The following is a 22925-nucleotide window of genomic DNA, read 5'->3' on the forward strand; positions in this document are numbered from 1 at the left end:
AGCGCCCGTGTTACCAGTAGCACCCGTGCTGCCAGTAGCGCCCGTGCTGCCAGTAGCGCCCGTGTTACCAGTAGCCCCAGTATTACCAGTAGCGCCCGTGTTACCAGTAGCCCCAGTATTACCAGTAGCGCCCGTGTTACCAGTAGCACCCGTGTTACCAGTAGCCCCAGTATTACCAGTAGCGCCCGTGTTACCAGTAGCACCCGTGCTGCCAGTAGCGCCCGTGCTGCCAGTAGCGCCCGTGTTACCAGTAGCCCCAGTATTACCAGTAGCGCCAGTACTGCCAGTAGCGCCAGTACTGCCAGTAGCGCCCGTGCTGCCAGTAGCGCCCGTGTTACCAGTAGCGCCGGTGTTACCAGTAGCGCCGGTGTTACCAGTAGCGCCCGTGCTGCCAGTAGCGCCCGTGTTACCAGTAGCGCCCGTGTTGCCAGTAGCGCCGGTGTTACCAGTAGCGCCGGTGTTACCAGTAGCGCCCGTGCTGCCAGTAGCGCCAATAGCGCCAGCGGAGCCAGCGATGCCAGCAGGACCGGTGTCACCAGTATTACCAGTAGCGCCAGTGTTGCCAGTAGCGCCTGGAGTACCAGTATTACCAGTAGCGCCGGTGTTGCCAGTAGCGCCAGTATTACCAGTAGCGCCAGTGTTGCCAGTGACCCCCGTATTACCAGTAGCCCCAGTAGCGCCAGTAGCGCCAGTATTACCAGTAGCGCCCGTGTTGCCAGTGACCCCCGTATTACCAGTAGCCCCAGTAGCGCCCGTGTTACCAGTAGCGCCGGTGTTGCCAGTAGCGCCAGTATTACCAGTAGCGCCAGTGTTGCCAGTAGCGCCCGTGTTGCCAGTAGCGCCAGTGTTGCCAGTAGCGCCAGTGTTACCAGTAGCGCCGGTGTTGCCAGTAGCGCCAGTATTACCAGTAGCGCCAGTGTTACCAGTAGCGCCGGTGTTGCCAGTAGCGCCAGTGTTGCCAGTAGCGCCAGTGTTACCAGTAGCGCCAGTGTTACCGGTAGCGCCCGTGCTGCCAGTAGCCCCTGGAGTACCAGTATTACCAGTAGCGCCAGTATTGCCAGTGACCCCCGTATTACCAGTAGCCCCAGTAGCGCCAGTGTTACCAGTAGCCCCCGTAGGACCTCTTAGATTACCCGAACAACCACATCCACACCCATGCGCAATTGGTTTAAGCACACCTCTTTGCTCTCTAAGACCATCCATACAACGGCATGGGAAGCTGTTACATTTATTGCAAGGCCTTTGTGAAAAGTAATTTGCAAAATTCATTATTTCACCTCCTTTCTCTACTATCGTATTCAGTAGAGGATGTAGAGGGAGCTGACAAGTAACTATTTGATTCATCAAAAATGTAAGGACGTAAAATATGATAATAATAAAGATAAACGAAGTATTGATTTCAAAGGCTATAGTTTAGAAATATCTATTTGGATTATAAGGAAGCTTTAGAACTTCTCTTTAAACAGTAAAAGTTGATGCTTAAAATCTCGTGATATATATCATAAAAATACGGCTTTAGGATTTTCCGGAAGTACATGAGTGGGGAATTTAGACAATAGGAAAACTAAACAGGCGTACCACAGACGGTATACCTGCTCATTCTTTTTATAGTAAGTATTCAATGTATATATAAGGAGAAAATTTTTTAGATTTACTCTTCTTCTTTTTTTAAGATTCGATTGAAATATTCTTTGTTGTACAATATTTTTTCATCGTTTGGCTTGAATGTCCATGCTCGTTCATTATGGGCGTTGGCAATTTCATATTGTTGTAATCGATCGTATAGAACACATAGTTGTAGATGGGGGAGCCATGTAGTAAAGGTGTTGTTCTGGAAGGGAGCATGAGGGTTCTGTTTTATTAGTAGTGCTTGTTCATACCAATGAATGGCTTCGTAATTTTTAAATTGCTCCATGAAATAATAACCGAGTCTACAACATGCTTCAGGGCGAGGAATATCATATTCAAAACTTCTTAAGATGGAGGTTAAATAATTTTCCTTATCGTTTAAATGTGAATAACAATCTGCTAGTCTATAGCATGCTCGGATATTATCTTCTACCCAACCTAACTTAGACGTTAGAAATTGTTCGTAGAAAAAAATAGCTTTTTCATATTGATTATGGTCAAGAAGTTCGTTTGCGTAATAGAATGTATCACGTGGAGACAATTGTTCACCAGATTTAACTAATTGATTGTAAATCTCAATATTTCGATTGTGGTCATGACTTAGAGGTAAATGACTTACCGCTACATCACTATTCAATAGACTTCCACCAACTGATAGATATTCGTGGACAGCACCTATCCATTGGAATTGATTTTCGCGTTTTACTAAACGGTATCTTCTTAATGAGGAACTAACATTACCTTCATCGTCAAAACTTAAATAATAGTTCATTGACACAGCATCAATGTCAGTTGTTAAGGATTCTTTTAAGGCTTTAAACTTATCTTGCTCTTCTGTAGAGAAGACATCATCAGCATCGAGCCATAGGACGTATTCTTTGGTAGCTTGCTGAAAGGAAAAGTTCCGTGCTGCCGCAAAATTGTCTATCCATTGAAAATCAAAAATACGGTCAGTGAACGGTTCAATAATCTTCTTGGTGTTATCTGTAGAACCAGTGTCTACAATATTAATCTCATCTACTAAATCTTTTACTGATTCAAGACATCTCCCAATTACCTCTTCTTCGTTTTTGACAATCATACATAGGCTAATCGTAACCATATCGTATCCCCCCTAAAATAATCTATGTAGTATATGTTGCAAGGTGCTCTTTGTTTGGATGAAAGTAACTTCATCGTTCAATAATGGGGTTCGCCATAAATTTACCTTTCAAGTTTCACCTAGATTTCACAATTATGGAGTATAGTAAAAGTACAGAGGTGATGACGTTGAAAAGATGGGCGTTTTTAATTTTTTCTTTATTTCAAATGGTATGGCTTGCAGGCTGTGCAGAAAAATCGTTTACGCCGATTGAACGTGAAAAATCATTTGTTGCGTCATTAAATATTCAAGAGCCTTCGCTCGATTTTATCGACGAAAAGGGTGAGGTTATGGCGACCTGGTTATTTGAAAAAGCATATTCAGGCGCTGTATTAATAGGAGATGACCATGTATTATTGTATGGAAATCAGATAGACACCATAGATTTATATGATTTAACAACTGGTCAAAAGCTTTACACCAAGAAAGTGGATATAGGGACAACAAATGTCTATTATTCAGAAGCAACACATCAATTTTTCATTACGAATAATAAGACAAATACAATAACGAGTTTTGATGAGGAAGGTAACGAACTTGCAAGTCAACAACTTGGCAATTACCCTATGTCAATGGCTGCTACAAAGGACAAGCTGTATGTCATTAATTTTAAAGACACTAAATTATCCGTACTAAATATGGATGATTTAGCGGTAGAACAGGAGTGGCCTATTAATAAGTCCTCTCATGGTATTGCTATTATTGAAGAAACAAATGAGCTATGGGTTGGTGGTCATGGAGAAGGCAGTAAACCAAATAGTTCCGTGAAGCGTTATGATTTGTCATCAGGTGAACCATTAGGAGACATAGAGATGCCATTAATGCCAGTTGGACTTATGAAGGCTGATGATGAGATTTTAGTTGTAAGTCATGGTCACAACGAACTGTATGTCGCAGACTTTAGTGGCGCAGTAAAATGGCACCTTAAAGTTGGGGCGAATCCATTTGTCGTAAATAAGCTAAATGATCAAATTATCGTTGCTGGCTATGACGACCATACACTTTACTTTATAAAAGATGGCGAAGTGCAAAAAACAGTTGATGTAGGGAAAGGCTCCTTTCAGCTGTTAGTAAGGGAGGAATAAGTGTGACAACTATATTAATCGTTGATGACGAGAAGGATATGAGATATTTAATCGAAATGATGCTTCAAAATTCTAAATTTGAAACTTTTACAGCTGCTAATGGGACAGAAGCCTACGATATTATAGTTCGTGAAAAAATTGATTTAGTGTTGCTTGATGTGATGATGCCGCATGAGGATGGATTTATTGTTTGTCAAAGTCTTCGTGCAATGTCCGATGTCCCAATTATTTTTCTAACTGCACGTGATGCGAATGAGGATAAGGTAAAGGGGCTAACACTTGGTGGCGATGATTATATTGTGAAGCCATTTACAATAGATGAGCTTGTCGCACGTATTCATGCAGTACTTAGAAGAAGCGGTATGGCTATTGCCGATTTACAGCAAAAGTATCTAACATATGGGTCGATAAAACTTGATGAGGTTGCACGTAAGGTATCGGTCAATGAAAAATCTATTCCGCTAACATTAAAGGAATTTGATTTACTGCATTTATTTATGAAAAATCCAGGAAATGCGTACTCGCGTGAGCAACTATTAGAACGCATTTGGGATATTGATTATGTAGGGGGCACGCGAACTGTCGATACACATATCAAAACATTACGCTTGAAGCTTGGAAAGGAAGCGGCAGAGCATATTCAAACCGTATGGGGTGTTGGCTACCGTTTAGATCCGGGAGAATGAAGAAAATTTCCACACGAATTTGGCTGTTAATTTTTACATTTTTAATGATTACTATTGTCTTTATGTATCTCCTAACAGATTATTTGTATGAACAACTATACGTAGAGGATACGGCAAGTACGATGATCGAAGTTGGTACGAAGCTTCAAACAAAGTATGTGGCTGGTCAGGTGACAGATGCATTCATTGCAGATATTGAAGCCTATAATGATTATTCCAATTTAAATATTTTTGCAGTGCGAAATCCTCGTGAACTCAGTGCTTGTGTACCCTTTGATATTGATTATGAAACATTGATTGGCACGGAGGAGAGGCAACAATTACTGGCAGGAAAGTCTGTAAAAAAAATTGGCTATGAGCCACGGTTTGACCGCCAATTAATCTCGGTTGTTTTACCACTTGTGGACCAAAATCGATTAGAGGGTATTATTTATATTTACTTCCCACTGGCTAAAATAAGTGAGCTTGCAAGTCAAGAAGTCATATTTTTGTTTGTGAGTGCATTTGTATTTTTACTCATTACGAGCTTTTTTGTCTATAAAGGAATTCGACATATTATGCGTCCGTTAAATGAACTGCAAGTTGCTGTGGAAAATATGTCGCTGGGTAATTATGAAGCACGCGTACCGGTTAATTCAAGTGATGAAATCGGTAAGCTATCGAGTACATTTAACGAGATGGCAGAAGCAATTCAGCGTGAGGATGAAGCGCAGAAAGCGTTTTTAGCAACAGTCTCACATGAATTAAGGACACCAATTAGTTATGTAAAAGGCTATAGTGAAGCAATACAAAATGGTATTATTGCCGAGGAGCAAAAAGAAGAAACGATTCAACTTATTGTACGTGAAGCCAATCGAATGGAGCGCCTAACGAATGAGTTGCTGCAATTAGCACGAATGGAAAATGAGCAAACGCAGATTACTCTGTACCCAATTCCATTAGCGGAGACATTACGTGAAGTGGAGCAATTATTGACCCATCAAGCGCAGAGGAAGCAGATTACATTACAGCTGATGGTGGACGAAACGTTAATTGTTGAAGCGGACGAAGTGAAGTTAAAGCAGATCTTTATTAATATTATTGAAAATGCAATAAATTATTCCGATGAACAATCATCAATAGAAATATCAGCCACTGAAAAGGACGGATTTGCATACATTACGGTTAGAGATTTTGGCATTGGCATTCCTCAGGAGGACTTGCCACATGTCACAGAACGCTTCTATCGAGTAAATAAAGCACGCAGTCGGTCAGACGGTGGTAGTGGATTAGGGCTTTCGATTGTCGAGCAATTATTAAAACAGTTGCGAGCAAAAATTGTAATAGAGAGTGAAATAGAAAAAGGCACGAAAGTAAGTATAACGATGCCATTAATGGAGGAATAAGAGATGAAAAAATGGTTATTAGCATTAGTAGCAGTACCAGCATTACTAGTGGGATGTACAGAAAAAGAAGAACCAGCAGCACCACCAACAGATGAAGAATTACATATTGTAGAAGTGGAAATTCTAACACCAACAGAAGTGGCAGTAAATGAAAAAATCGAACTTGCAGCACATGTTATCCAAGGTGAGAAAAACATTGATGATGCAAGCGTTGAATTTGAAGTATGGGAATCCGGGAAACGTGACGAAGGTCAAATGCTAGATGGCGTCTTAGATAAAGAAGGTGTTTATAAAGCCGATGTTACATTTGATCATGACGGCGTGTATTTCATGTATGCTCATACAACAGCTAATTCAATGCATGTAATGCCAAAACAACAAATTACAGCAGGCACTCCAGATATGACACAAGTTTTACCAGAAGGTGAAGACGACAAAATGAATACGATGGACCACGGTAAGGACGATTCTGATATTACAGAACATGAAAAAAGTGAGACTAACCACGAATAAATGCTTGCATTAACATATAAATAGTATTATGATAATGACCAGATGACCGAAATGGTATTCTGGTCATTTCGATTTTCCCTGTACAAATCATGTACATAACGTAACAAGGAAGGATGACAGTAATGGATCGTAGGCAGGAAATTCTTGAAGCGGCTTCAAAATCTTTTACATTGTTTGGCTATAAAGCAACAACGATGGAACAGGTGGCGAAAATCGCTAATGTCGGTAAAGGAACGATTTATACATTCTTTGCAAATAAAGAAATTTTATTTCAAGAAATTGCTATGTCCCTAGTGAATGAAATGCGAGCAGAAGCAGATGCCGTACTGGATACATCAGCGAGCTTTATGGACAATGCGCATAACGCTTTAATGAAAATGCTACAGTTCCGTGAAAAACATCTTTTGTTTGCTAAGTTAATTGAGGAAGAAAAAGAGTTGCGCACGCCAGCAGTAAAACAGGTTTTAATTCGCATCGAATCAGAGATTTTATCATACGTGGCAGCATTAATTCAAAAGCGTATTGATAAAGGCGAAATTCGAGATTGTGATACAGCGCTTGTAAGCTACTTACTATTAAAAGCGTATTTAGCATTTATTGTTGATTGGCATGAGCTACATGATGACAAAATCCCTGAAGAAAAGATACTAAATCTTTTTAAGGAAACGATTTTTAGAGGACTTGTCCTTTAAAGAAGGAATCTACAAATTTCACTAGTAGTGAATTTTGAGATTTTTTTTGCACCAAAATGACCGAATGACGATTTTGGTCACAACGTATAGGAGTGGAGAAATATATGATTAAAGCAGAGTGGCTGAAGATTTTCAAAACAAGAAAAATGCTTGTTTCGATTGTCGCTGTGTTATTCATCCCAGTGATGTATGCAGGGATGTTTTTATGGGCGTTCTGGGACCCATATGCAGGTATGCCTGAATTACCAGTAGCAATTGTGAATGAAGATAGTGGCGCAGAGATGGATGGCGTCAAGCTGGATTTAGGGGAAACCTTAGTCGAGAAGCTAGTCGATAGTAAACAGTTCAACTTTATCGAAGTGTCGAAAGACGAAGCGGAAAAAGGTTTGAATGGTCGAGAATATTATATGATCTTAGAAATTCCAGCTAATTTCTCACAACATGCTACAACCCTACTAGATGATAAACCTTCAAAATTAGTGATGAATTATATTCCGAATGAAGGGTTAAATTTCTTAAGTTCACAAATCGGTGAAACAGCAATGGAGCGTATACGTGCAGAAGTAAACACGCAAGTATCTACGACATATGCAGAAAAATTATTTGACTCTATTGCTACTTTAGGTGATGGTTTTACAGAAGCGGCTGATGGTTCAGCGAAACTTGATGAAGGTGCACAAAAAGTTGCAAATGGTGCAAGTGATTTAAAAGGTTATCTAGAACAATTAGCATCTAGCACAATCGAACTTTCAGATGGTACCGATAAACTGGTCGCAGGCGCACAAAAAGCAGCAACTGGTGCTTCTGAATTATCGACTGGTTTAGTAAAATTGCAAGATGGTACTGTTCAGTTACAACAAGGTGCACAGCAAGCAGCGGAGGGTGCATCTAACCTTCAACAAGGTATGAAACAATATACAGAAGGCGTGGCGCAAGTAGAAGATGGTCTTGCTACGTTAAATGAAAAACAACAGCAAATACTAGACGGTTCAGCTTCACTTGCCGAGAGTGCTGGCAAGCTAAATGGCGCAGCAACAGAACTAACAGCAGGTTCCGCACAAGTAGAAGCAGGTATTAACGCATTAGCCGAGCAATTACAAAGTACATTGGAGACAATGCCACAAGATCAAGCTGCTGCATTAAAGCAAACATTAGCGCAAATTCAAGCAGGTAGCACAAATGTTCATAATGGTTTATCTTCATTATCTGCGGGTACAGAAAAACTACAAGCAGGAGCAAATCAAGTAAATGCTGGTGCAACGCAAATCGCAGCCGGTCAAGCGAAAACTCTAGCTGGTGCCCAATCTTTAACAGCGAAAAGCAACGAGTTAATTGAAGGTGCTAAAAATTTACAAGCAGGTAATACAACACTTGCTGAAAAATTAAATGAACTAAAAGCAGGTGTGAACTCAGCATCATCAGGCTCTCAACAATTAGTTGCAGGCTTAAATGAATTAGTAAGTGGTACATCTACATTAAATGATGGTACAACAACACTTGCTTCAAAATCAGGTGAGCTAGCAGAAGGATCTACAACCCTTGCAGAAGGTTCAACGGAGCTTGCAGATGGCACAGCAACACTTTCTGACAAATTAGGTGAAGCAAGTGAAAAGGCAAGTGAAGTGAAGGCAAATGACGACACGTACAATATGGTCGGTAGTCCGGTAGAAGTAGAAAAAGATTCTGTAAACCCAGTTGCCAATTATGGTACAGGTTTTGCACCTTACTTTATTTCTTTAGGTTTATTCGTAGGAGCACTTCTTATTTCTATTGTGTTCCCACTAGTTGAGCCAGCAATTCGTCCGAAAAACGGTGCATCATGGTTCACAAGTAAAGTGGTTGTATTAGCAGTAGTTGGTTTAATTCAATCATTATTAACTGTAGGCGTAGTGAAGTGGGGACTTGGTCTTGAAGTACAAAATATGGGGTACTTCGTGTTAACAGCCTTACTTACAAGCTATGTATTCTTAGCGTTAATTCAAATGCTTGTATCGATTATGGGTGACCCTGGTCGCTTCGTAGCAATTGTGATATTGATTTTACAATTAACAACAAGTGCAGGTACGTTCCCGCTGGAATTAATTCCTGGACCACTACAAGTATTCAATCAATTATTGCCAATGACATACTCAGTTCAAGCATTTAAAGCAAGCGTATCAACAGGCGATATGTCATTCTTATTCCAAAACTATGCTATTTTATTTGGTTACATGGTTGTGTTCTTAGTCATTACATTTGGTTACTTTATGTTATTACACACAAAGCGTTACTCAAAAGTAGCGGAAGAAAACTAAGATGCATGTTTCGTGGCACTCATCATGATATGGTGAGTGCTTTTTTATGCGATTGTGTATGTCGAAGAAGCATCCGCTTGCAAGTGAAGTGATCCGCTTTACCAAGATTTCAACATCTCACGGAGAGATTGTCGCAGAGCGTATATCGTAAAGTTGAAACAAAAAGTCGCAACTGATATGAGCGTATCAGTTGCGACTTTCTAGTGTAAGAGATTTAATTAAGGGTTCATCAAATGTATGATGAGGATTATCATTATTACTACGTGTGGGGCACGTATGACAATTACAGTATAGGCAAATGCTTATAGGCAGTTACATTTTTCACAAGTGTTGCTGTAGCATTCGCTTTGTTCTTCGATTTGTTCACCGCACTCTGTACATTGCTTTGCAGGTAAGTTCTTGAAAAATTCGACTACGTTTTCTAACATTGTGGACTCCTCCTTTAAGTTCATCTGTACTATTACTGTTTTGATATTACTCAGTGTATTATAACAGATGCGAAACGTCAACACAAAATGCCTAATTTACGTTAAAATAAATATGGATATTTTGTGAAGGAGGAAATGACTATGATTTTCGTTGATAATAAAGGGATTCATGACCCACGCATAAACCTTGCTATTGAGGAGTATTTACTAAAAACGATGGATGTCGAAAAAGAACCGATTTTGTTGTTTTACATTAATCAGCCATCCATCATTATTGGCAAGAACCAAAACACTATTGAAGAAATTAATACAGACTACGTTGAGGATAATGGCATTATCGTTGTACGCCGACTGTCAGGTGGCGGTGCTGTATATCATGATTTAGGTAACTTGAATTTCAGTTTCATCACAAAAGATGATGGAGACAGCTTCATGAACTATAAAAAGTTTACACAGCCAGTAGTAGATGCACTTGCAAAATTAGGTGTGAATGCAGAACTTTCAGGGCGTAATGATATTTTGGCAGAAAGTCGAAAAGTTTCAGGTAACGCTCAATTTGCAACTCGTGGCCGTATGTTTACACATGGGACGCTTTTGTTTAATACAGAAATTGACGCTGTTGTTTCTGCTTTAAAAGTGAAAAAAGATAAAATCGAATCAAAAGGAATTAAATCTGTACGTTCACGCGTAGCAAACATTTCTGAACTTCTAAGTGATGAAATGACGGTGGAACAATTCCGCATGGAAATTTTAAAATCTGTGTTCGATGGTGAAGAAAATATTCGCTACTACGAGTTAACGGAAGAAGATTGGACAAACATCAACAAAATTTCCGAAGAACGTTACCAAAAATGGGAATGGAATTATGGGAAATCTCCGCGTTTCAACATTCAAAAAACTCATCGCTTCCCTTCAGGTGGGATTGATATTCGCCTAGAAGTAAATAAAGGTGTAATTGAAGAAGCACATATTTTTGGAGACTTTTTCGGTGTTGGTGATGTAGCAGATATCGAAGCGCGTCTTATTGGGACAAATTATGACCGCACATCAATTGCAGAAGTATTGAAGGATATTGATATTCCTAAATACTTTGGTGGTATTACAGACCAAGATTTCTTACAGCTGATCTATTAACAAGTAAGTGATACTATACTGTGAAAAAAAGGGGTTGTGACAATTATGTCGCAAGCCCTTTTTTTGATACAATAATAGTTGAAAGGAGTGTGCATATGGATAAGCATCGAATATTTATCGTTGAAGATGATGTGAAGATTGCATCATTACTCGCAGATACACTTAGAAAATATCAATATGAAGTTGAAACAATACAAGAATTTGATCGATTAATCGAAGAATTTACAGCATTTAACCCACATATGGTTTTGCTTGATATAAATTTACCCGCGTATGACGGCTATTACTGGTGTCGTCAATTGCGTCAATATACGACATGTCCAATCATTTTCATCTCGGCACGATCAGGCGAAATGGATCAAATTTTTGCCCTTGAAAATGGTGGCGATGATTTTATTACTAAACCGTTTAATTACGAAATTGTGCTAGCGAAAATTCGTAGTCATTTGCGCCGTACATATGGTGAGTATGCTGCAAGACAGGAAGAACGCACGATTAAACAAGGGCAACTTGTATTGCATTTAGAGCGCATGGAGTTGCATAAAAATGACTTAGAAATTCCATTGCAGAAAAAAGAATGTATTATTTTAGAGCTGTTAATGGGACATGCACCGAAAGTGGTGACGCGTGAGCAATTACTTGAAGAACTTTGGGATGACCAAGCATTTGTTGACGAAAATACATTGAACGTTAATATGACGCGCGTTCGAAAAAAATTAGCAGATTACAATGTACAGTCAACAATTGAAACTGTTAGAGGTGCGGGGTATCGTTTTATCGTAAGTGAGGGTGAGCTGTGATGAGCTGGCGCTTATTTTTACGAGACTATGCTAGTTTTATCATTTTCCAAGTACTATTAGTCGGATTTATTATGGTGTTGTACTGGCTAGATGGCTTCCGCAATGTTGATACTGCGGTATACACTTTTTCTATAAGTTTGGTGCTTTTGGGATCTTTTTTGCTTGTGCGATATTTGATGCGCAAAAGTTATTTAACTAAAATTGCACAGTTACCAAAAACAATGGAAGATGCGTTGCAAAAAAATGCGAAAACACCAGAGGCGATGAAAGCTGAAAAATATATGCATGAGCTGTATCGTCTTTATCAGCATGAACTCCACGCGTTATATGCAAGTCAAAAGCGGCATGATCAGTTTATGAATCAATGGGTGCACCAAATGAAAACGCCCATTTCAGTCATTGAGTTACTTTTGCAAGACGAACGACCACTAGATAAAAAGAATGTGCAAGAGGAAGTCGATCGCCTACGTAGAGGTCTAGATATGGTGCTTGTGAATGCACGTTTAGAAAATTTTGAAGAGGATATGCATGTAGAGCGGGTTGCATTAAAAGCTATTGTTACTGCAACTGTTAATGAAAATAAACGTCTTTTTATTACAAAACGTGTTTTCCCAGAAATTCATATTGATGAGGATATCATTGTTGCAAGTGATTCAAAGTGGCTGCACTTTATAATCGGTCAATTCGTGACAAATGCAGTGAAATACACATTTGAGGCCAATAAAAAAATAACCATTTCAGCGATTCAAAATGAAGAGCATGTTCAGCTTGCAATTTGTGATGAAGGGATTGGTATTCCTACTTCTGATCTTTCACGTGTAACAAAAGCCTTTTTCACTGGTGAAAATGGACGTAAAACGGGGGAATCCACAGGAATGGGCTTATATTTAGCAAATGAAATCTGTGAAAAACTCGGTCATGAACTCGACATTACATCAAAAGTTGGAAAAGGGACAATTGTTACAGTGACATTTACAAATTAGGGGGAGCACGGATGAACGAGGTACGCATTGAAAATTGGCTATTGAACATGGATATAGAAAAAACAGAGGCTGTATATGAAACAGTTACTGAGGTATGTGATTGTCTAACATGTCAAAACTTCCGTAAAGCGAGCCTATTACTCGATGAGGAGGTATTGCATTTTTGCCAAGTACTTGGGTTAGACTTACATAAGCCAAGTCAGTTAAACGCCTTTCCAGTAGATGGCGGTCAAATTATGTATAGTGGTTATTATCATCTGTGTGGAGAAATTATAGATGGTGAATTTGATGAGTGGGATATCGTTGTTGGTCAACATTGCTTTAGCCTAGTGGAAGAAGAGGGTGGCAAGCCTGAAATGTTAACAGCTCCATATTTTCAAATAGGATTTGAAGTAGTACTCCAATGGTTATTACCAGAGTCAATGGAATTAATGAAGAAATAAGGTGAATAGTTATGCCTATTTTGCAGATAAAAGATATTACGAAGGTTTATGAGGGGAAGGTTACACATCGTGCTCTCAATCAGCTAAGTTTTGAGGTAGAAGACGGAGAGTTTTTAGCCGTTATGGGGCGATCAGGAAGTGGGAAAACGACGTTATTGAATATTATTTCCACTATTGATGAACCGACGAGTGGAGAAATCATTTTAGATGGTATGAACCCCCATAATTTAAATGCAGCAGAGCTTGCTTATTTTAGACGACGCCAGCTGGGCTTTATATTCCAAGATTTTAATTTGCTGCATATGCTGACGGTAGAGGAGAATATTATTTTGCCGTTAACACTTGATCAACAGCCGTTAAAAGTGGTGGAAGAGCGTCTCGAGGATATTGTAGAAAAGTTGGATTTAAAGTCTTTTTTACACAAACGTCCGAATGAAATTTCTGGTGGACAAGCACAAAGAACCGCAATTGGTCGTGCACTTATTCATAACCCTAGCTTGATCCTAGCAGACGAGCCGACTGGTAATCTAGATTCGAATTCATCTCGTGATGTACTTGAGTTATTAACAAAGGTAAGTAACGAAAGGAAAACGACAATTATTATGGTGACGCATGATCCAATTGCTGCGAGTTATTGTGACCGAGTGTTATTCATTAAAGATGGCGAGTTTTTCAATGAAATTTACAAAGATGATCGCCGTCAAATGTTTTTCCAGCGTATTTTAAACGTATTGAGCTTACTAGGAGGAGGGCAAGTAGGTGACCTTTCGACAATTCGCTTACCGTAATGTCGTACGGAATAGCCGTGTTTACGGAGCCTTTTTTATGGCGAGCTTTTTTTCAGTAGCTGTGTTTTTTATTTACTCGATGCTGATGTTTCATCCTGATATTGAAAGTGGTATTTTAGGTGAAGTACCAATGATCGGAATGGTAGGTGCAGAAGTAGTACTTGTTCTGTTTACACTGTTCTTTTTGTATTACTCAATGAGTGCGTTTTTAGAGGCTAGATCTCGGGAATTTGGTATTCTACTACACCTAGGGATGGAGAAGCGCCAAATGAATAAACTCGTTTTTTTAGAAACGATGATTATTGGTGCTGCCTCTATTATTGTCGGTATTATTTTTGGCTTTTCGTTTTCTAAGTTTTTCTTTATGATTGTACGTGAAATTTTACACTTAGAGGAATTACCTTTATATGTTTCTTGGGAGCCGTTTTTATTAACATTTGGTGTTTTTACGAGTGCTTTTGTCGTTATTTCTTTTATCAGCGTATATCTTACACGTGAGCGAAAAATACGAGATTTAATGAAGGGGAGCAACTACTTACATAGCGCATTAACGTATTCAAAAATACGTGCGATTTATGGTATTGCGTTAATTTTAGCGACGTATGTGTTGGCATTGCTTGTGTCGTATACATCGATGATTGGTCTTACATTACTTATCCCGTTTTCAGCGACCTTTGGCACGTATTACTTTTTCAGTGATTCGGTGCCTTTCTTTTTAGATGTAGCACGTGGTCAACGTAAATTTCACTGGCAACGCTATCGTTTGCTATCGCTAGCCGACCAGACAAACATCATGCAGGAAAATGTGAAAATGTTTTTTGTTGTGACAATGGTGTCGACGATGGCATTTTTATCAGTTGGTGTATTAGCGACGATGTCTTCATATACAACACAGTATGAACGACTAAATCCGCTCGGGTTAATTTATAAAGGGGATATAGATAACCCATATGAGAGTGAACATATTAACTCCCTCAGAGAACAATTAGAGGAAAAGGGTTTATCCTATCATTTAACACGATTTGTTGTGATCAAACAAACCTCTTCTTTTACTAATAATGAGGTAGAGGTGTTTCGTGAGTCAGATATGAACACCTTATTATATTCTTTTGGCTATCCGATGCTGAAATTATCAGAAGGTCAAGCTGTATTTATCCCTTATTCGGAAGAGTCACTGAAAAAACTAGAGAATACGGTTGTTCATACAGTGTTAGAAGAAAATAAGATTCCACTAACAATTGATAGTGTCTATCCTGAAATCGTCTTTCCAGGTTCCATTGTGAGTGTCAATTCTATTGTCATAAGTGATGAGGATTTCGTAAAGCTGAAAAAGCCTATTGCTGATGTCAATATGGTGCAACCCATTTATAGGCTGTTCACATTTGATATCCCTCAATGGATGGAAACGAAAGAAATAGGCAAAGAAATTGATCAATTAGCAGAGAAAGAGCATTTTTATAAGAAAGAAAATCGTGGTCCATTTTATTTTGAAAATGCCGGATTAAATTATTCTTATATATTAGCGACTTACTCATTATTTACATTAGTTGGCGTGTTAGTAGCTACAGTATTTTTACTAGCGGCGGGTAGTTTTATTTACTTTAAACTACATACGTCATTAGAACGTGAAAAACGAAAATTCGATGTTTTAAAGCGCATGGGTTTAACAGATATAGAATTGAAAAAGCTTATAAATCGCCATTTATTCCCGCAGTTTTTCTTACCTTGGGGTGTGGCAATGATGCATAGTGCCTTTGCTTTTTTCATGGTACAGAGCATTTTAAAGGATATTGCTAATATCTCTATTGTAAAAGAAGTATTCTTTGCTTTTGGCTTTTTTGTCATAATTCAAGTTGTCTATTTTTACTTGATCCGTTGGCGTTACATCTCTCACATCCGCTCTTAGTGAAGTTGCGTTAAAGAGAATAAAATGAATTATTTAACGAAAAATCACACATGAAGTAAAAATACTAATTGTTTTCCAATTACATTTCTTGTATAATATTCCTGAATGATGATTCATTTTATACGATAAGGGGATGGTGTAATTGAATTTAGTTTCATGTGTACGTCAACAAGCTGCTGAGCAACCAGAGAAAGTTGCCTATCATTTTATGGGGAAAGATACATCGTACGGCGAATTTGAGCAAACAGTCAGTCGCTTTGCACAAGGTTTACAAGATTTAGGGGTAGAAAAAGGGGACCATGTGGCGTTTTTACTCGGCAATACGCCACATTATTTAATTTCTTTATATGCAACAATGCGCTTAGGCGCAACAGCGATTCCAGTAAATCCAATCTACACACCAGATGAAATCTCATATATTTTACGCAATGGTGATGTGAAAGCGATTGTGGCACTTGATGCACTTCTACCATTAGTAGAAATGGGTATACAAGCCTTCCCACAAGTAGAAGCATTTATCGTTTGTGAGACAGCTGCTGATGCAGCTGAAAAGGTAGCTGGTTTATCAGATGCAGCTAGAGTAAAAACATATTTATTTTCACAAGTTGTCGCAACAGCTTCGGGCTCGTTAGAACCTGTAGAAATTTCAGATGATGATAATGCAATTATTTTATATACATCAGGGACAACTGGTAGTCCAAAAGGTGCGATGTTAACACATGGTAATGTTTATTCAAATGCGCGCGATGTATCGACATACTTAGGCTATAAAGCAGAGGATCGTATTATTGCGACATTACCTGTATTCCATGTATTTGCATTAACGGTTGTAGTCAATGCACCGTTACTTAGTGGAGCAACTGTTTTACTAGCACCGCGTTTCAGTCCAGCTGAAATCTTCACCCTAGCGAAGGAGAAAAAGGCAACTGTATTTGCGGGAGTACCGACGATGTTTAACTTCTTATATCAATTACCAGGTGGCAATCCAGAAGACTTCTCGACAATTCGTCTAGCGATCTCAGGAGGCGCTTCGTTACCTGTTGCATTATTACATAATTTCGAGGAGAAATTTAATGTACGTGTGTCAGAAGGTTATGGCTTATCAGAGGCTTCACCGGTAACTTGTTTTAATCCATTAGATCGTGAACGTAAAGCAGGCTCGATTGGGACAAATATTAATAATGTTGAAAATCGCGTAGTAGATGAGTACGGACAAGATGTGCCTGTGGGTGAAGTAGGGGAACTGATTGTTCGTGGACCAAATGTGATGAAGGGCTACTATAAAATGCCTGAGGAAACTGCTGTAGCCATTCGTGATGGTTGGCTATATACAGGCGATTTAGCGAGGAAAGATGAGGAAGGCTACTTTTTTATCGTTGATCGTAAAAAAGATTTAATTATTGTTGGGGGCTTTAATGTATATCCTCGTGAAGTAGAGGAAGTATTATTTACGCATAATAATATTGTAGAAGCAGCAGTCGTTGGCTTCCCTGATTCTGACTTTGGCGAGGCAGTTCATGCATATGTTGTACTAAAAGATGTTACAAAATCGACGACAGACGATATTTTAGCGTACTGTGCAAAACATATGGTGAAATACAAGGTGCCTAAAGTGATTGAGATATTAGATGAAATACCAAAAAATACGACAGGTAAAATTCTACGTCGTTCATTAAAAGAAGTAAAAGTATAATGTGAGAGGGGCTACTTGTGAGAGTAGCCCTTTTTATGTTATTTTTATACAGCTAACATAATAATTGAGTGAATGTCCTGTGAGTGATAAAATCGTTCATGTATAAAAAGTTTTGAGCGTGACTTTTAGGGTATTACATTTTGTGATATGAACAGGAGATTGCGATACTTGGTATACAATCAAAATTCATGCTATGTTATGATGTCAAAGGAAACCTTTGAAGAAATAGCATCGTCAAAGTAAAAAGTAAGCGTAGAAGAAATGAAGAAATTTGATTGAAAGAGAGCCTAATAAATGTCTATTATTTATGATTTGATTAGTTTTATCATGCATATTGATGTACACCTGGTAGAAATTATCGAAGATTTCGGTGTATGGTCTTATGCGATTTTATTTGGAATTGTTTTTGTCGAAACGGGTGTTGTTATTTTCCCGTTTTTACCGGGTGATTCATTACTCTTTGCCAGTGGTGCTCTAGCAGCAATTGGCGCATTTGATCTGTGGATTTTAATCCCTGTATATTTAGCTGCGGCGATTCTTGGAGATACAGTCAACTATGAGATTGGTAAGAAGGTGGGAACATCGATACCGCCAAAAAGTTTTTTAGGGCGTGTTGTCAACCAAGAGCGTATGGATGCCGCGCAGCGTTTCTTCAATAAACATGGTGGGAAAACAATCGTTATTGCCCGTTTCATGCCATTTATTCGTACGTTTATTCCGTTTATAGCGGGTGCGAGTCGCATGAAATACCGTTACTTCATTATGTACAACATACTAGGAGCGGTTTTATGGGTGTTTAGCTGTACGTTATTAGGTTATTTCTTCGGGAACATCCCTATCATTAAAGACAACTTCTCAACTGTGTTGATTTTAATTATTGTAATCTCAGTATTACCAGCAATTATTGGTGCACTGAAAGCTAGAAAGAGCAACTAAAAGTGAAGCCTCGCATGAGGCTTCACTTTTTTTAGAATAAGAAAGTATAACTTTTTAGTGGTGTCGAGGCATCCGTGCCAGCTGCTCGAAGTCGCTTCAAAAGTCTCTACGCGTGGCAAGCACGCTATGAGATTTCTCCAGCGCTTGTCGTAGTTAAGAGGGCGCGAATGCGCTTTTCTTAATTAAGAATGTTGAGGAGACCTTCTAGATTTGTGCTACGTGCGGTCTCAATAAGCAGTACATTCTCGGAAGTGTAGCGTACAGTTCCAGATTCATCATGAATTTCGCGATTAAAGTCTAAAATACTTAATGATGGATTTAAACTATTATAGCTTATAGAATTGCGTGAGACTGCTTCAATGATTAATTGTTCCTCGGACATGTAAAGGTTTGGGAGCGGCATTTTATCAGTTAGATCAATGCCCTCAATAATGACAGGGGTTTGATAGTAGGAAATATGGACACTTCCTTTTTTGATATCGTCATTATAACGTACGCTAATTCTTGGGTTTAACCCATTTCTATCTTCATTCACCATAACAGGTAAAATATCTCCTTCAAATTCAAATTGCCAGCTTTTCTTTTTATAGGTATCTGTTAATGTTAAAAAAGAAAAATCCTCCTCTTGAAGTTGCTCTAGTTTTTGTATTTCATCACTAGATAGTGTCGTGATTTCTGATTCGTAAAAGAAGTTTAGATAAAGAAAAGCAACAAGACCGAGCGTTACATAACCTATTACAACTACGACGATATGCTTTGGTGTCCAACGTATTTTCATGCTAGTCTTCACCATCTTTAATGCTTTGTAAATGGCTAGCACGATCAATAGAATGGACACTAAAGGTAATACCATCATCAAAAAAGTTGTCATGAGCGAGACACCTCCGATTTACTAGCAATCCAAATAGCTAGGGTAAAGCATAGTGCTGCTACAACCAACACCACTAGACTTATAAGTAAATTAGGTAACATTAAAAGCCATGATAGGTCTACTGACTTTGATGAAAGTAAAAATAAGCTAAGTATTAGAAAAATAGTAGTGAATACCTTTATGGTAGCTGTACCCTTATAGCAATTGCCAAGTAGTAAGCCAAGCGCACCAAATAAACAAATGATACTAAAACATACCATTAACATCGTTGGTGAAACAATGAGATCGTCTAGTATAAATGGACTTTCTTTCCACGATAAGACAACGATTAACTGTAAGTACAGAGAAGCAACCATGATCGCCACAGCTATAAGGCTATAAAGAATGATGACAATCATGTTAGCAATGGCACTAGATGTACGGCTTGAAATAACTGATAAATCATCCGTGCGAAACGCTTTAGTTGTGAAAAGTGTGGCACTAATAAATGCCCAAAATGCAGAAACCATTAAAAATATATCCAGAGAATAGATAGAGAATTGTACGTCTAAATTTCCACGACCGTGACCTGAAGAACCGCTACCGGAATCGAAAAGCAAGAGGCAGAATATTATTTGTAAAATTACTAATGTACTTAGTGCAGATAAATATAACTTTGCTTTCCACTTTACTTGTTTTTGTACGATTGTTTTCAGTGTTATATTAGTCAAAGATTGCATCAATATCACATCCTTCTTTACGTGTTAAATACATACAGACTTCGCTTGCTGATAAATGTGCTGTCGTAATGCCTCTTTCTTGTAAGTTTTCTTTGGGGATGAAAAGTTTACTTGCATCCACTACTACTGAAGTCATTCCAGCAAGATCTTTTTTCACGTAAATAGCTAAATCCGTTAGAAGAGGAGCAAGTACATCACTCGGTCCAGTAAGTGAAATCAGTTGCTCTTTTAATTCATCAACTGAAGCATGGGCAACGACAGCCCCTTCATCAATTAAAATAATTTCCTCTAAAATAGATTCCATCTCTTGTAAATGATGACTAGCAATTAAAATCGTACGTGGGAAAGCTATATATTCTTTCAAAATCACACGATAAAAGTCACTACGAATCGCCTCATCCATGCCGTTCATAGGCTCATCTAACATCGTCAGCGCACAACGACTTGCAAGCCCATATATGAGATTAAACGTTGCTAGTTGCCCTTTTGACAATTCCTGATGATTCGCTTTCCTAGCTAAACCTGCATAATCGAGTAATCGAAAAGCTAATTCAGCCTGCCAATTTGGATAAAAATCATTACCCATTGTTAGGATTTCTTCTAAAGTCAAATAATTAGAAAAATTTAAGCGGTCATCAATCATAATGGTATTTGCCGCCGTTTGAATATTGTTAAAGGGATTTTCGCCAAAGATATGGCAAGAACCACCTGTCGGCTGTAAATAGCCCGCCAATATATTAAGTAGTGTCGATTTCCCAGCTCCGTTACGTCCGATAATACCGACAATCTTTTCGGACTCAATTGCACATGTAATGTTTTGCAATGCTTTATGATTCCTAATGTTTTTTGCTAGTTGCTCACATTGAATCATTGTCATTTTAATTCCTCCTGTGTCCTACGAATTAGTTCGAGTAACTCCTCATCTTGAACGAGAAGTCGCTTTGCCTCAACAACAAGATTCTGTGCCATTTTTGTTAGTGTTTCATTGCGCCGCTTCGTTAAGATTCTTTCTTTTGCATCTGCTGTTACGAACATGCCAAGCCCCCTTTTCTTATAAAGAAGTTGTTCTTCTAGTAAAATAGTGAGTCCTTTACCAGCGGTTGCTGGATTGACGTTGAATAGTTCTGCGAGTTGATATTGTGAATACACTTTGTCGTCGGTTTGTAGGCGATCTGCTACAATCTCGTGTTGTAGCCATTCCGCAATTTGAATATAGATGGGCGTCGTACTATCTAAATTGACATACACAAAAAATCCTCCTTTCAGTTTTCTTGGTGACATAGTGCATTAGTGTTGTAATGTACTATATGCTTATTTTGGAAAAAAGTCCATGGAAAAAGAGGTCTGATATATAAATACCCTTAATTCTTTATAGAAAAGGGTTAAATAACCATATTTATAGTTCTATGATAACGTTCGTTATAGAAGACTTTAATTCTATGACATCTTAAGTAATCATATAGTAACGAAAGGTGCTATAATAGATATTCATTAGAAATGGAGAATCGGGGGCAACGAAATGGAAGTATTTATCGGCAGACAGCCAATCTTTAATCTTCACGAACAGGTCGTTGCGTATGAGTTGTTATACCGCAGTAAAAATAAGAATGCATTTCCTCTAGTGGATTCGGATGCAGCTACAGTAGATGTCCTGGTAAATTCTTTTTTATCGATTGGGGTAGAAGAGGTCACAAAAGGGAAGCCTTGCTTTGTAAACTTTACAGATAATTTACTAAAGAGCAGATTAACGGATTACTTAAATCCAGCACAGGTCGTTATTGAAATCTTAGAAGATGTACCGATTAACCAACAATTAGTGAAACGGGTAATAGAACTGAAATCACTAGGCTATAAAATAGCATTAGATGATTTTATTTTAGATAATAGTGTAGAAGTATATGATGAGTTATTTGCTCATATAGACTTTATTAAAGTCGACTTCTTGTTGTCGCCATTACTGGAGCGTATGGAAATTGAAAATAAAGTAAAAGAGAATTTCCCACATATTACACTACTTGCTGAAAAGGTTGAGACGCGCAATCAATTTGATGTAGCGAAGCATTCAGGTTATCAGTTATTTCAAGGCTATTTCTTTGAACAGCCACAAATTATTAAATCAACTGATATTCCTACAAATACTTTGCAATATTTTCATATTCTTTCATTATTGAAGGATGAAGAACCAAATATTGATTTGTTAGCAGAAAGTATTGAGCGTGATATTTCTTTGACCTATAAATTGCTGCAGATGATTAATAATTCTGATAAACGTTCGAAATCTAAAGTACGCTCTATTAAGCAAGCTATTTTGTTACTGGGCCTTGCGGAGCTACGTAAGTGGATTTATTTACTTGCGATGCGTGAAATAGATATGAATCCGGATACAGATCTTTTCAAAGAATTGATGCGGACATCACTGTTCAGAGCTAAGGTTTGTGAGAAACTAGCAAAGCTCTCCTATAAGCAAAATTTCTCAGAGTATTTCTTAATTGGTATGTTCTCGTTAATTGATTGTATATTACAACGACCAATGAATATGATTTTGCAAAAGTTACCATTCCCAGAAGAAATCTCAGAGACGATATTAGGTGGGGAGACGGAAATGACGCCATACTTAGATTTTAGTATTGCGCTAAGTAAGTTAGATTGGAGTACGTTAGAAATGTTAGCACCTGAATTCGATTTAGATATAGAAAGCATGGATTTATTATATAAAGAGGCGCTAGAATGGGCGGAAACATCAATCTGATTTTTTTGCGTAAAAAGTAGTTGATATGGCGTTCAATCTTGATACTAAGC

General features: G+C 38.4%; 22 protein-coding genes. 16 read left to right on the plus strand and 6 right to left on the minus strand.

Annotation, left to right across the window (positions count from 1 at the left end; translation table 11 throughout):
* A partial coding sequence (locus ACIQ2D_RS17860) for a mucin 17-like protein (protein ID WP_402866409.1) occupies positions 1–1255 on the plus strand: 1255 nt, incomplete at its 5' end.
* Positions 1256–1651: 396 nt separating this feature from the next.
* On the opposite strand, the gene ACIQ2D_RS17865 is transcribed toward ACIQ2D_RS17860, so the two are convergent.
* Entirely contained in the window at positions 1652–2731 is a 1080-nt protein-coding gene (locus ACIQ2D_RS17865; protein ID WP_402866412.1) for a glycosyltransferase, read from the minus strand.
* A gap of 134 nt (positions 2732–2865) precedes the next feature.
* On the opposite strand from ACIQ2D_RS17865, the gene ACIQ2D_RS17870 reads away from it, so the two are divergent.
* The 6 genes from ACIQ2D_RS17870 (at position 2866) to ACIQ2D_RS17895 (ending at position 9425) form a co-directional block, all read left to right on the plus strand.
* Positions 2866–3855: a YncE family protein gene (locus ACIQ2D_RS17870; RefSeq protein WP_402866415.1), complete on the plus strand. Its 990-nt coding sequence runs from the start codon at positions 2866–2868 to the stop codon at positions 3853–3855.
* A 2-nt stretch (positions 3856–3857) separates the two neighbouring features.
* Positions 3858–4541 carry a response regulator transcription factor gene (locus tag ACIQ2D_RS17875; protein WP_402866417.1) on the plus strand — a complete coding sequence of 228 codons (684 nt, stop codon included), beginning with the start codon at positions 3858–3860 and terminating at the stop codon, positions 4539–4541.
* Positions 4538–5926 carry a sensor histidine kinase gene (locus ACIQ2D_RS17880; RefSeq protein WP_402866420.1) on the plus strand — a complete coding sequence of 463 codons (1389 nt, stop codon included), beginning with the start codon at positions 4538–4540 and terminating at the stop codon, positions 5924–5926. Before ACIQ2D_RS17875 ends, ACIQ2D_RS17880 begins: the two co-directional genes overlap by 4 nt.
* A 3-nt stretch (positions 5927–5929) precedes the next feature.
* Complete coding sequence (locus tag ACIQ2D_RS17885; RefSeq protein ID WP_402866423.1) at positions 5930–6439, plus strand: FixH family protein; 510 nt, start codon at positions 5930–5932, stop codon at positions 6437–6439.
* 122 nt (positions 6440–6561) lie between these two features.
* Positions 6562–7131, plus strand: coding sequence for a TetR/AcrR family transcriptional regulator (locus tag ACIQ2D_RS17890; RefSeq protein ID WP_402866426.1), 570 nt, complete (start codon positions 6562–6564; stop codon positions 7129–7131).
* Between the two features lie 104 nt (positions 7132–7235).
* Entirely contained in the window at positions 7236–9425 is a 2190-nt protein-coding gene (locus ACIQ2D_RS17895) for a YhgE/Pip family protein (RefSeq protein WP_402866429.1), read from the plus strand.
* A gap of 302 nt (positions 9426–9727) precedes the next feature.
* Here ACIQ2D_RS17895 and yhfH read toward each other — a convergent pair whose 3' ends face one another.
* Positions 9728–9853 carry a protein YhfH gene (yhfH, locus tag ACIQ2D_RS17900; protein ID WP_402755462.1) on the minus strand — a complete coding sequence of 42 codons (126 nt, stop codon included), beginning with the start codon at positions 9851–9853 and terminating at the stop codon, positions 9728–9730.
* 141 nt (positions 9854–9994) lie between these two features.
* Between yhfH and lplA the strand changes: the two genes are divergently transcribed.
* The 8 genes from lplA to ACIQ2D_RS17940 all read left to right on the plus strand — a co-directional run bounded on the left by lplA (position 9995) and on the right by ACIQ2D_RS17940 (position 18536).
* Positions 9995–10987 carry a lipoate--protein ligase gene (lplA, locus tag ACIQ2D_RS17905; protein ID WP_402866432.1) on the plus strand — a complete coding sequence of 331 codons (993 nt, stop codon included), beginning with the start codon at positions 9995–9997 and terminating at the stop codon, positions 10985–10987.
* A gap of 95 nt (positions 10988–11082) precedes the next feature.
* Positions 11083–11787 carry a response regulator transcription factor gene (locus ACIQ2D_RS17910; protein ID WP_402866435.1) on the plus strand — a complete coding sequence of 235 codons (705 nt, stop codon included), beginning with the start codon at positions 11083–11085 and terminating at the stop codon, positions 11785–11787.
* Positions 11787–12770, plus strand: a complete 984-nt coding sequence (locus ACIQ2D_RS17915; protein WP_402866438.1) for a sensor histidine kinase — start codon at positions 11787–11789, stop codon at positions 12768–12770. Before ACIQ2D_RS17910 ends, ACIQ2D_RS17915 begins: the two co-directional genes overlap by 1 nt.
* 11 nt (positions 12771–12781) lie before the next feature.
* Positions 12782–13213, plus strand: coding sequence for a hypothetical protein (locus ACIQ2D_RS17920; protein WP_402866441.1), 432 nt, complete (start codon positions 12782–12784; stop codon positions 13211–13213).
* Positions 13214–13224: 11 nt separating this feature from the next.
* On the plus strand, positions 13225–14001 hold the full coding sequence (locus ACIQ2D_RS17925; protein WP_402866444.1) for an ABC transporter ATP-binding protein: 777 nt from the start codon (positions 13225–13227) through the stop codon (positions 13999–14001).
* Complete coding sequence (locus ACIQ2D_RS17930) at positions 13973–15907, plus strand: FtsX-like permease family protein (protein WP_402866447.1); 1935 nt, start codon at positions 13973–13975, stop codon at positions 15905–15907. Before ACIQ2D_RS17925 ends, ACIQ2D_RS17930 begins: the two co-directional genes overlap by 29 nt.
* 142 nt (positions 15908–16049) lie before the next feature.
* Positions 16050–17600: a fatty acid--CoA ligase family protein gene (locus ACIQ2D_RS17935; protein WP_402866449.1), complete on the plus strand. Its 1551-nt coding sequence runs from the start codon at positions 16050–16052 to the stop codon at positions 17598–17600.
* 294 nt (positions 17601–17894) lie between these two features.
* Positions 17895–18536, plus strand: coding sequence for a VTT domain-containing protein (locus tag ACIQ2D_RS17940; protein ID WP_402866451.1), 642 nt, complete (start codon positions 17895–17897; stop codon positions 18534–18536).
* Positions 18537–18714: 178 nt separating this feature from the next.
* Here ACIQ2D_RS17940 and ACIQ2D_RS17945 read toward each other — a convergent pair whose 3' ends face one another.
* Genes ACIQ2D_RS17945 through ACIQ2D_RS17960 form a run of 4 tightly spaced genes read right to left on the minus strand, consistent with a single transcriptional unit; the run spans position 18715 to position 21374 of the window.
* Positions 18715–19407 (minus strand): hypothetical protein, encoded by a 693-nt coding sequence (locus tag ACIQ2D_RS17945; protein ID WP_402866453.1) that lies wholly within the window; start codon positions 19405–19407, stop codon positions 18715–18717.
* Positions 19404–20126, minus strand: coding sequence for a hypothetical protein (locus ACIQ2D_RS17950; RefSeq protein WP_402866456.1), 723 nt, complete (start codon positions 20124–20126; stop codon positions 19404–19406). Before ACIQ2D_RS17950 ends, ACIQ2D_RS17945 begins: the two co-directional genes overlap by 4 nt.
* Positions 20110–21003: an ATP-binding cassette domain-containing protein gene (locus ACIQ2D_RS17955; RefSeq protein WP_402866459.1), complete on the minus strand. Its 894-nt coding sequence runs from the start codon at positions 21001–21003 to the stop codon at positions 20110–20112. Before ACIQ2D_RS17955 ends, ACIQ2D_RS17950 begins: the two co-directional genes overlap by 17 nt.
* Positions 21000–21374, minus strand: coding sequence for a GntR family transcriptional regulator (locus ACIQ2D_RS17960; RefSeq protein WP_402866462.1), 375 nt, complete (start codon positions 21372–21374; stop codon positions 21000–21002). The genes ACIQ2D_RS17955 and ACIQ2D_RS17960 overlap by 4 nt, the downstream gene beginning before the upstream one ends.
* Positions 21375–21645: 271 nt before the next feature.
* Between ACIQ2D_RS17960 and ACIQ2D_RS17965 the strand changes: the two genes are divergently transcribed.
* The gene (locus ACIQ2D_RS17965; protein ID WP_402866465.1) at positions 21646–22875 is read left to right on the plus strand and encodes an EAL and HDOD domain-containing protein; all 1230 of its coding nucleotides are present in this window, start codon (positions 21646–21648) and stop codon (positions 22873–22875) included.
* The last annotated feature ends 50 nt before the right edge of the window (positions 22876–22925 follow it).

The sequence above is a fragment of the Lysinibacillus sp. NPDC097287 genome (assembly GCF_044761695.1).
GTDB lineage: Bacteria > Bacillota > Bacilli > Bacillales_A > Planococcaceae > Lysinibacillus.

Coding starts and splice junctions, on each gene's coding strand:
- yhfH (WP_402755462.1), bottom strand. CDS start 9,853: ATGTTAGAAAACGTAGTCGAATTTTTCAAGAACTTACCTGCAAAGCAA.
- ACIQ2D_RS17885 (WP_402866423.1), top strand. CDS start 5,930: ATGAAAAAATGGTTATTAGCATTAGTAGCAGTACCAGCATTACTAGTG.
- ACIQ2D_RS17910 (WP_402866435.1), top strand. CDS start 11,083: ATGGATAAGCATCGAATATTTATCGTTGAAGATGATGTGAAGATTGCA.
- ACIQ2D_RS17915 (WP_402866438.1), top strand. CDS start 11,787: ATGAGCTGGCGCTTATTTTTACGAGACTATGCTAGTTTTATCATTTTC.
- ACIQ2D_RS17895 (WP_402866429.1), top strand. CDS start 7,236: ATGATTAAAGCAGAGTGGCTGAAGATTTTCAAAACAAGAAAAATGCTT.
- ACIQ2D_RS17925 (WP_402866444.1), top strand. CDS start 13,225: ATGCCTATTTTGCAGATAAAAGATATTACGAAGGTTTATGAGGGGAAG.
- ACIQ2D_RS17880 (WP_402866420.1), top strand. CDS start 4,538: ATGAAGAAAATTTCCACACGAATTTGGCTGTTAATTTTTACATTTTTA.
- ACIQ2D_RS17920 (WP_402866441.1), top strand. CDS start 12,782: ATGAACGAGGTACGCATTGAAAATTGGCTATTGAACATGGATATAGAA.
- ACIQ2D_RS17865 (WP_402866412.1), bottom strand. CDS start 2,731: ATGGTTACGATTAGCCTATGTATGATTGTCAAAAACGAAGAAGAGGTA.
- ACIQ2D_RS17965 (WP_402866465.1), top strand. CDS start 21,646: ATGGAAGTATTTATCGGCAGACAGCCAATCTTTAATCTTCACGAACAG.
- ACIQ2D_RS17940 (WP_402866451.1), top strand. CDS start 17,895: ATGTCTATTATTTATGATTTGATTAGTTTTATCATGCATATTGATGTA.
- ACIQ2D_RS17870 (WP_402866415.1), top strand. CDS start 2,866: ATGGAGTATAGTAAAAGTACAGAGGTGATGACGTTGAAAAGATGGGCG.
- ACIQ2D_RS17950 (WP_402866456.1), bottom strand. CDS start 20,126: ATGCAATCTTTGACTAATATAACACTGAAAACAATCGTACAAAAACAA.
- lplA (WP_402866432.1), top strand. CDS start 9,995: ATGATTTTCGTTGATAATAAAGGGATTCATGACCCACGCATAAACCTT.
- ACIQ2D_RS17890 (WP_402866426.1), top strand. CDS start 6,562: ATGGATCGTAGGCAGGAAATTCTTGAAGCGGCTTCAAAATCTTTTACA.
- ACIQ2D_RS17955 (WP_402866459.1), bottom strand. CDS start 21,003: ATGACAATGATTCAATGTGAGCAACTAGCAAAAAACATTAGGAATCAT.
- ACIQ2D_RS17945 (WP_402866453.1), bottom strand. CDS start 19,407: ATGACAACTTTTTTGATGATGGTATTACCTTTAGTGTCCATTCTATTG.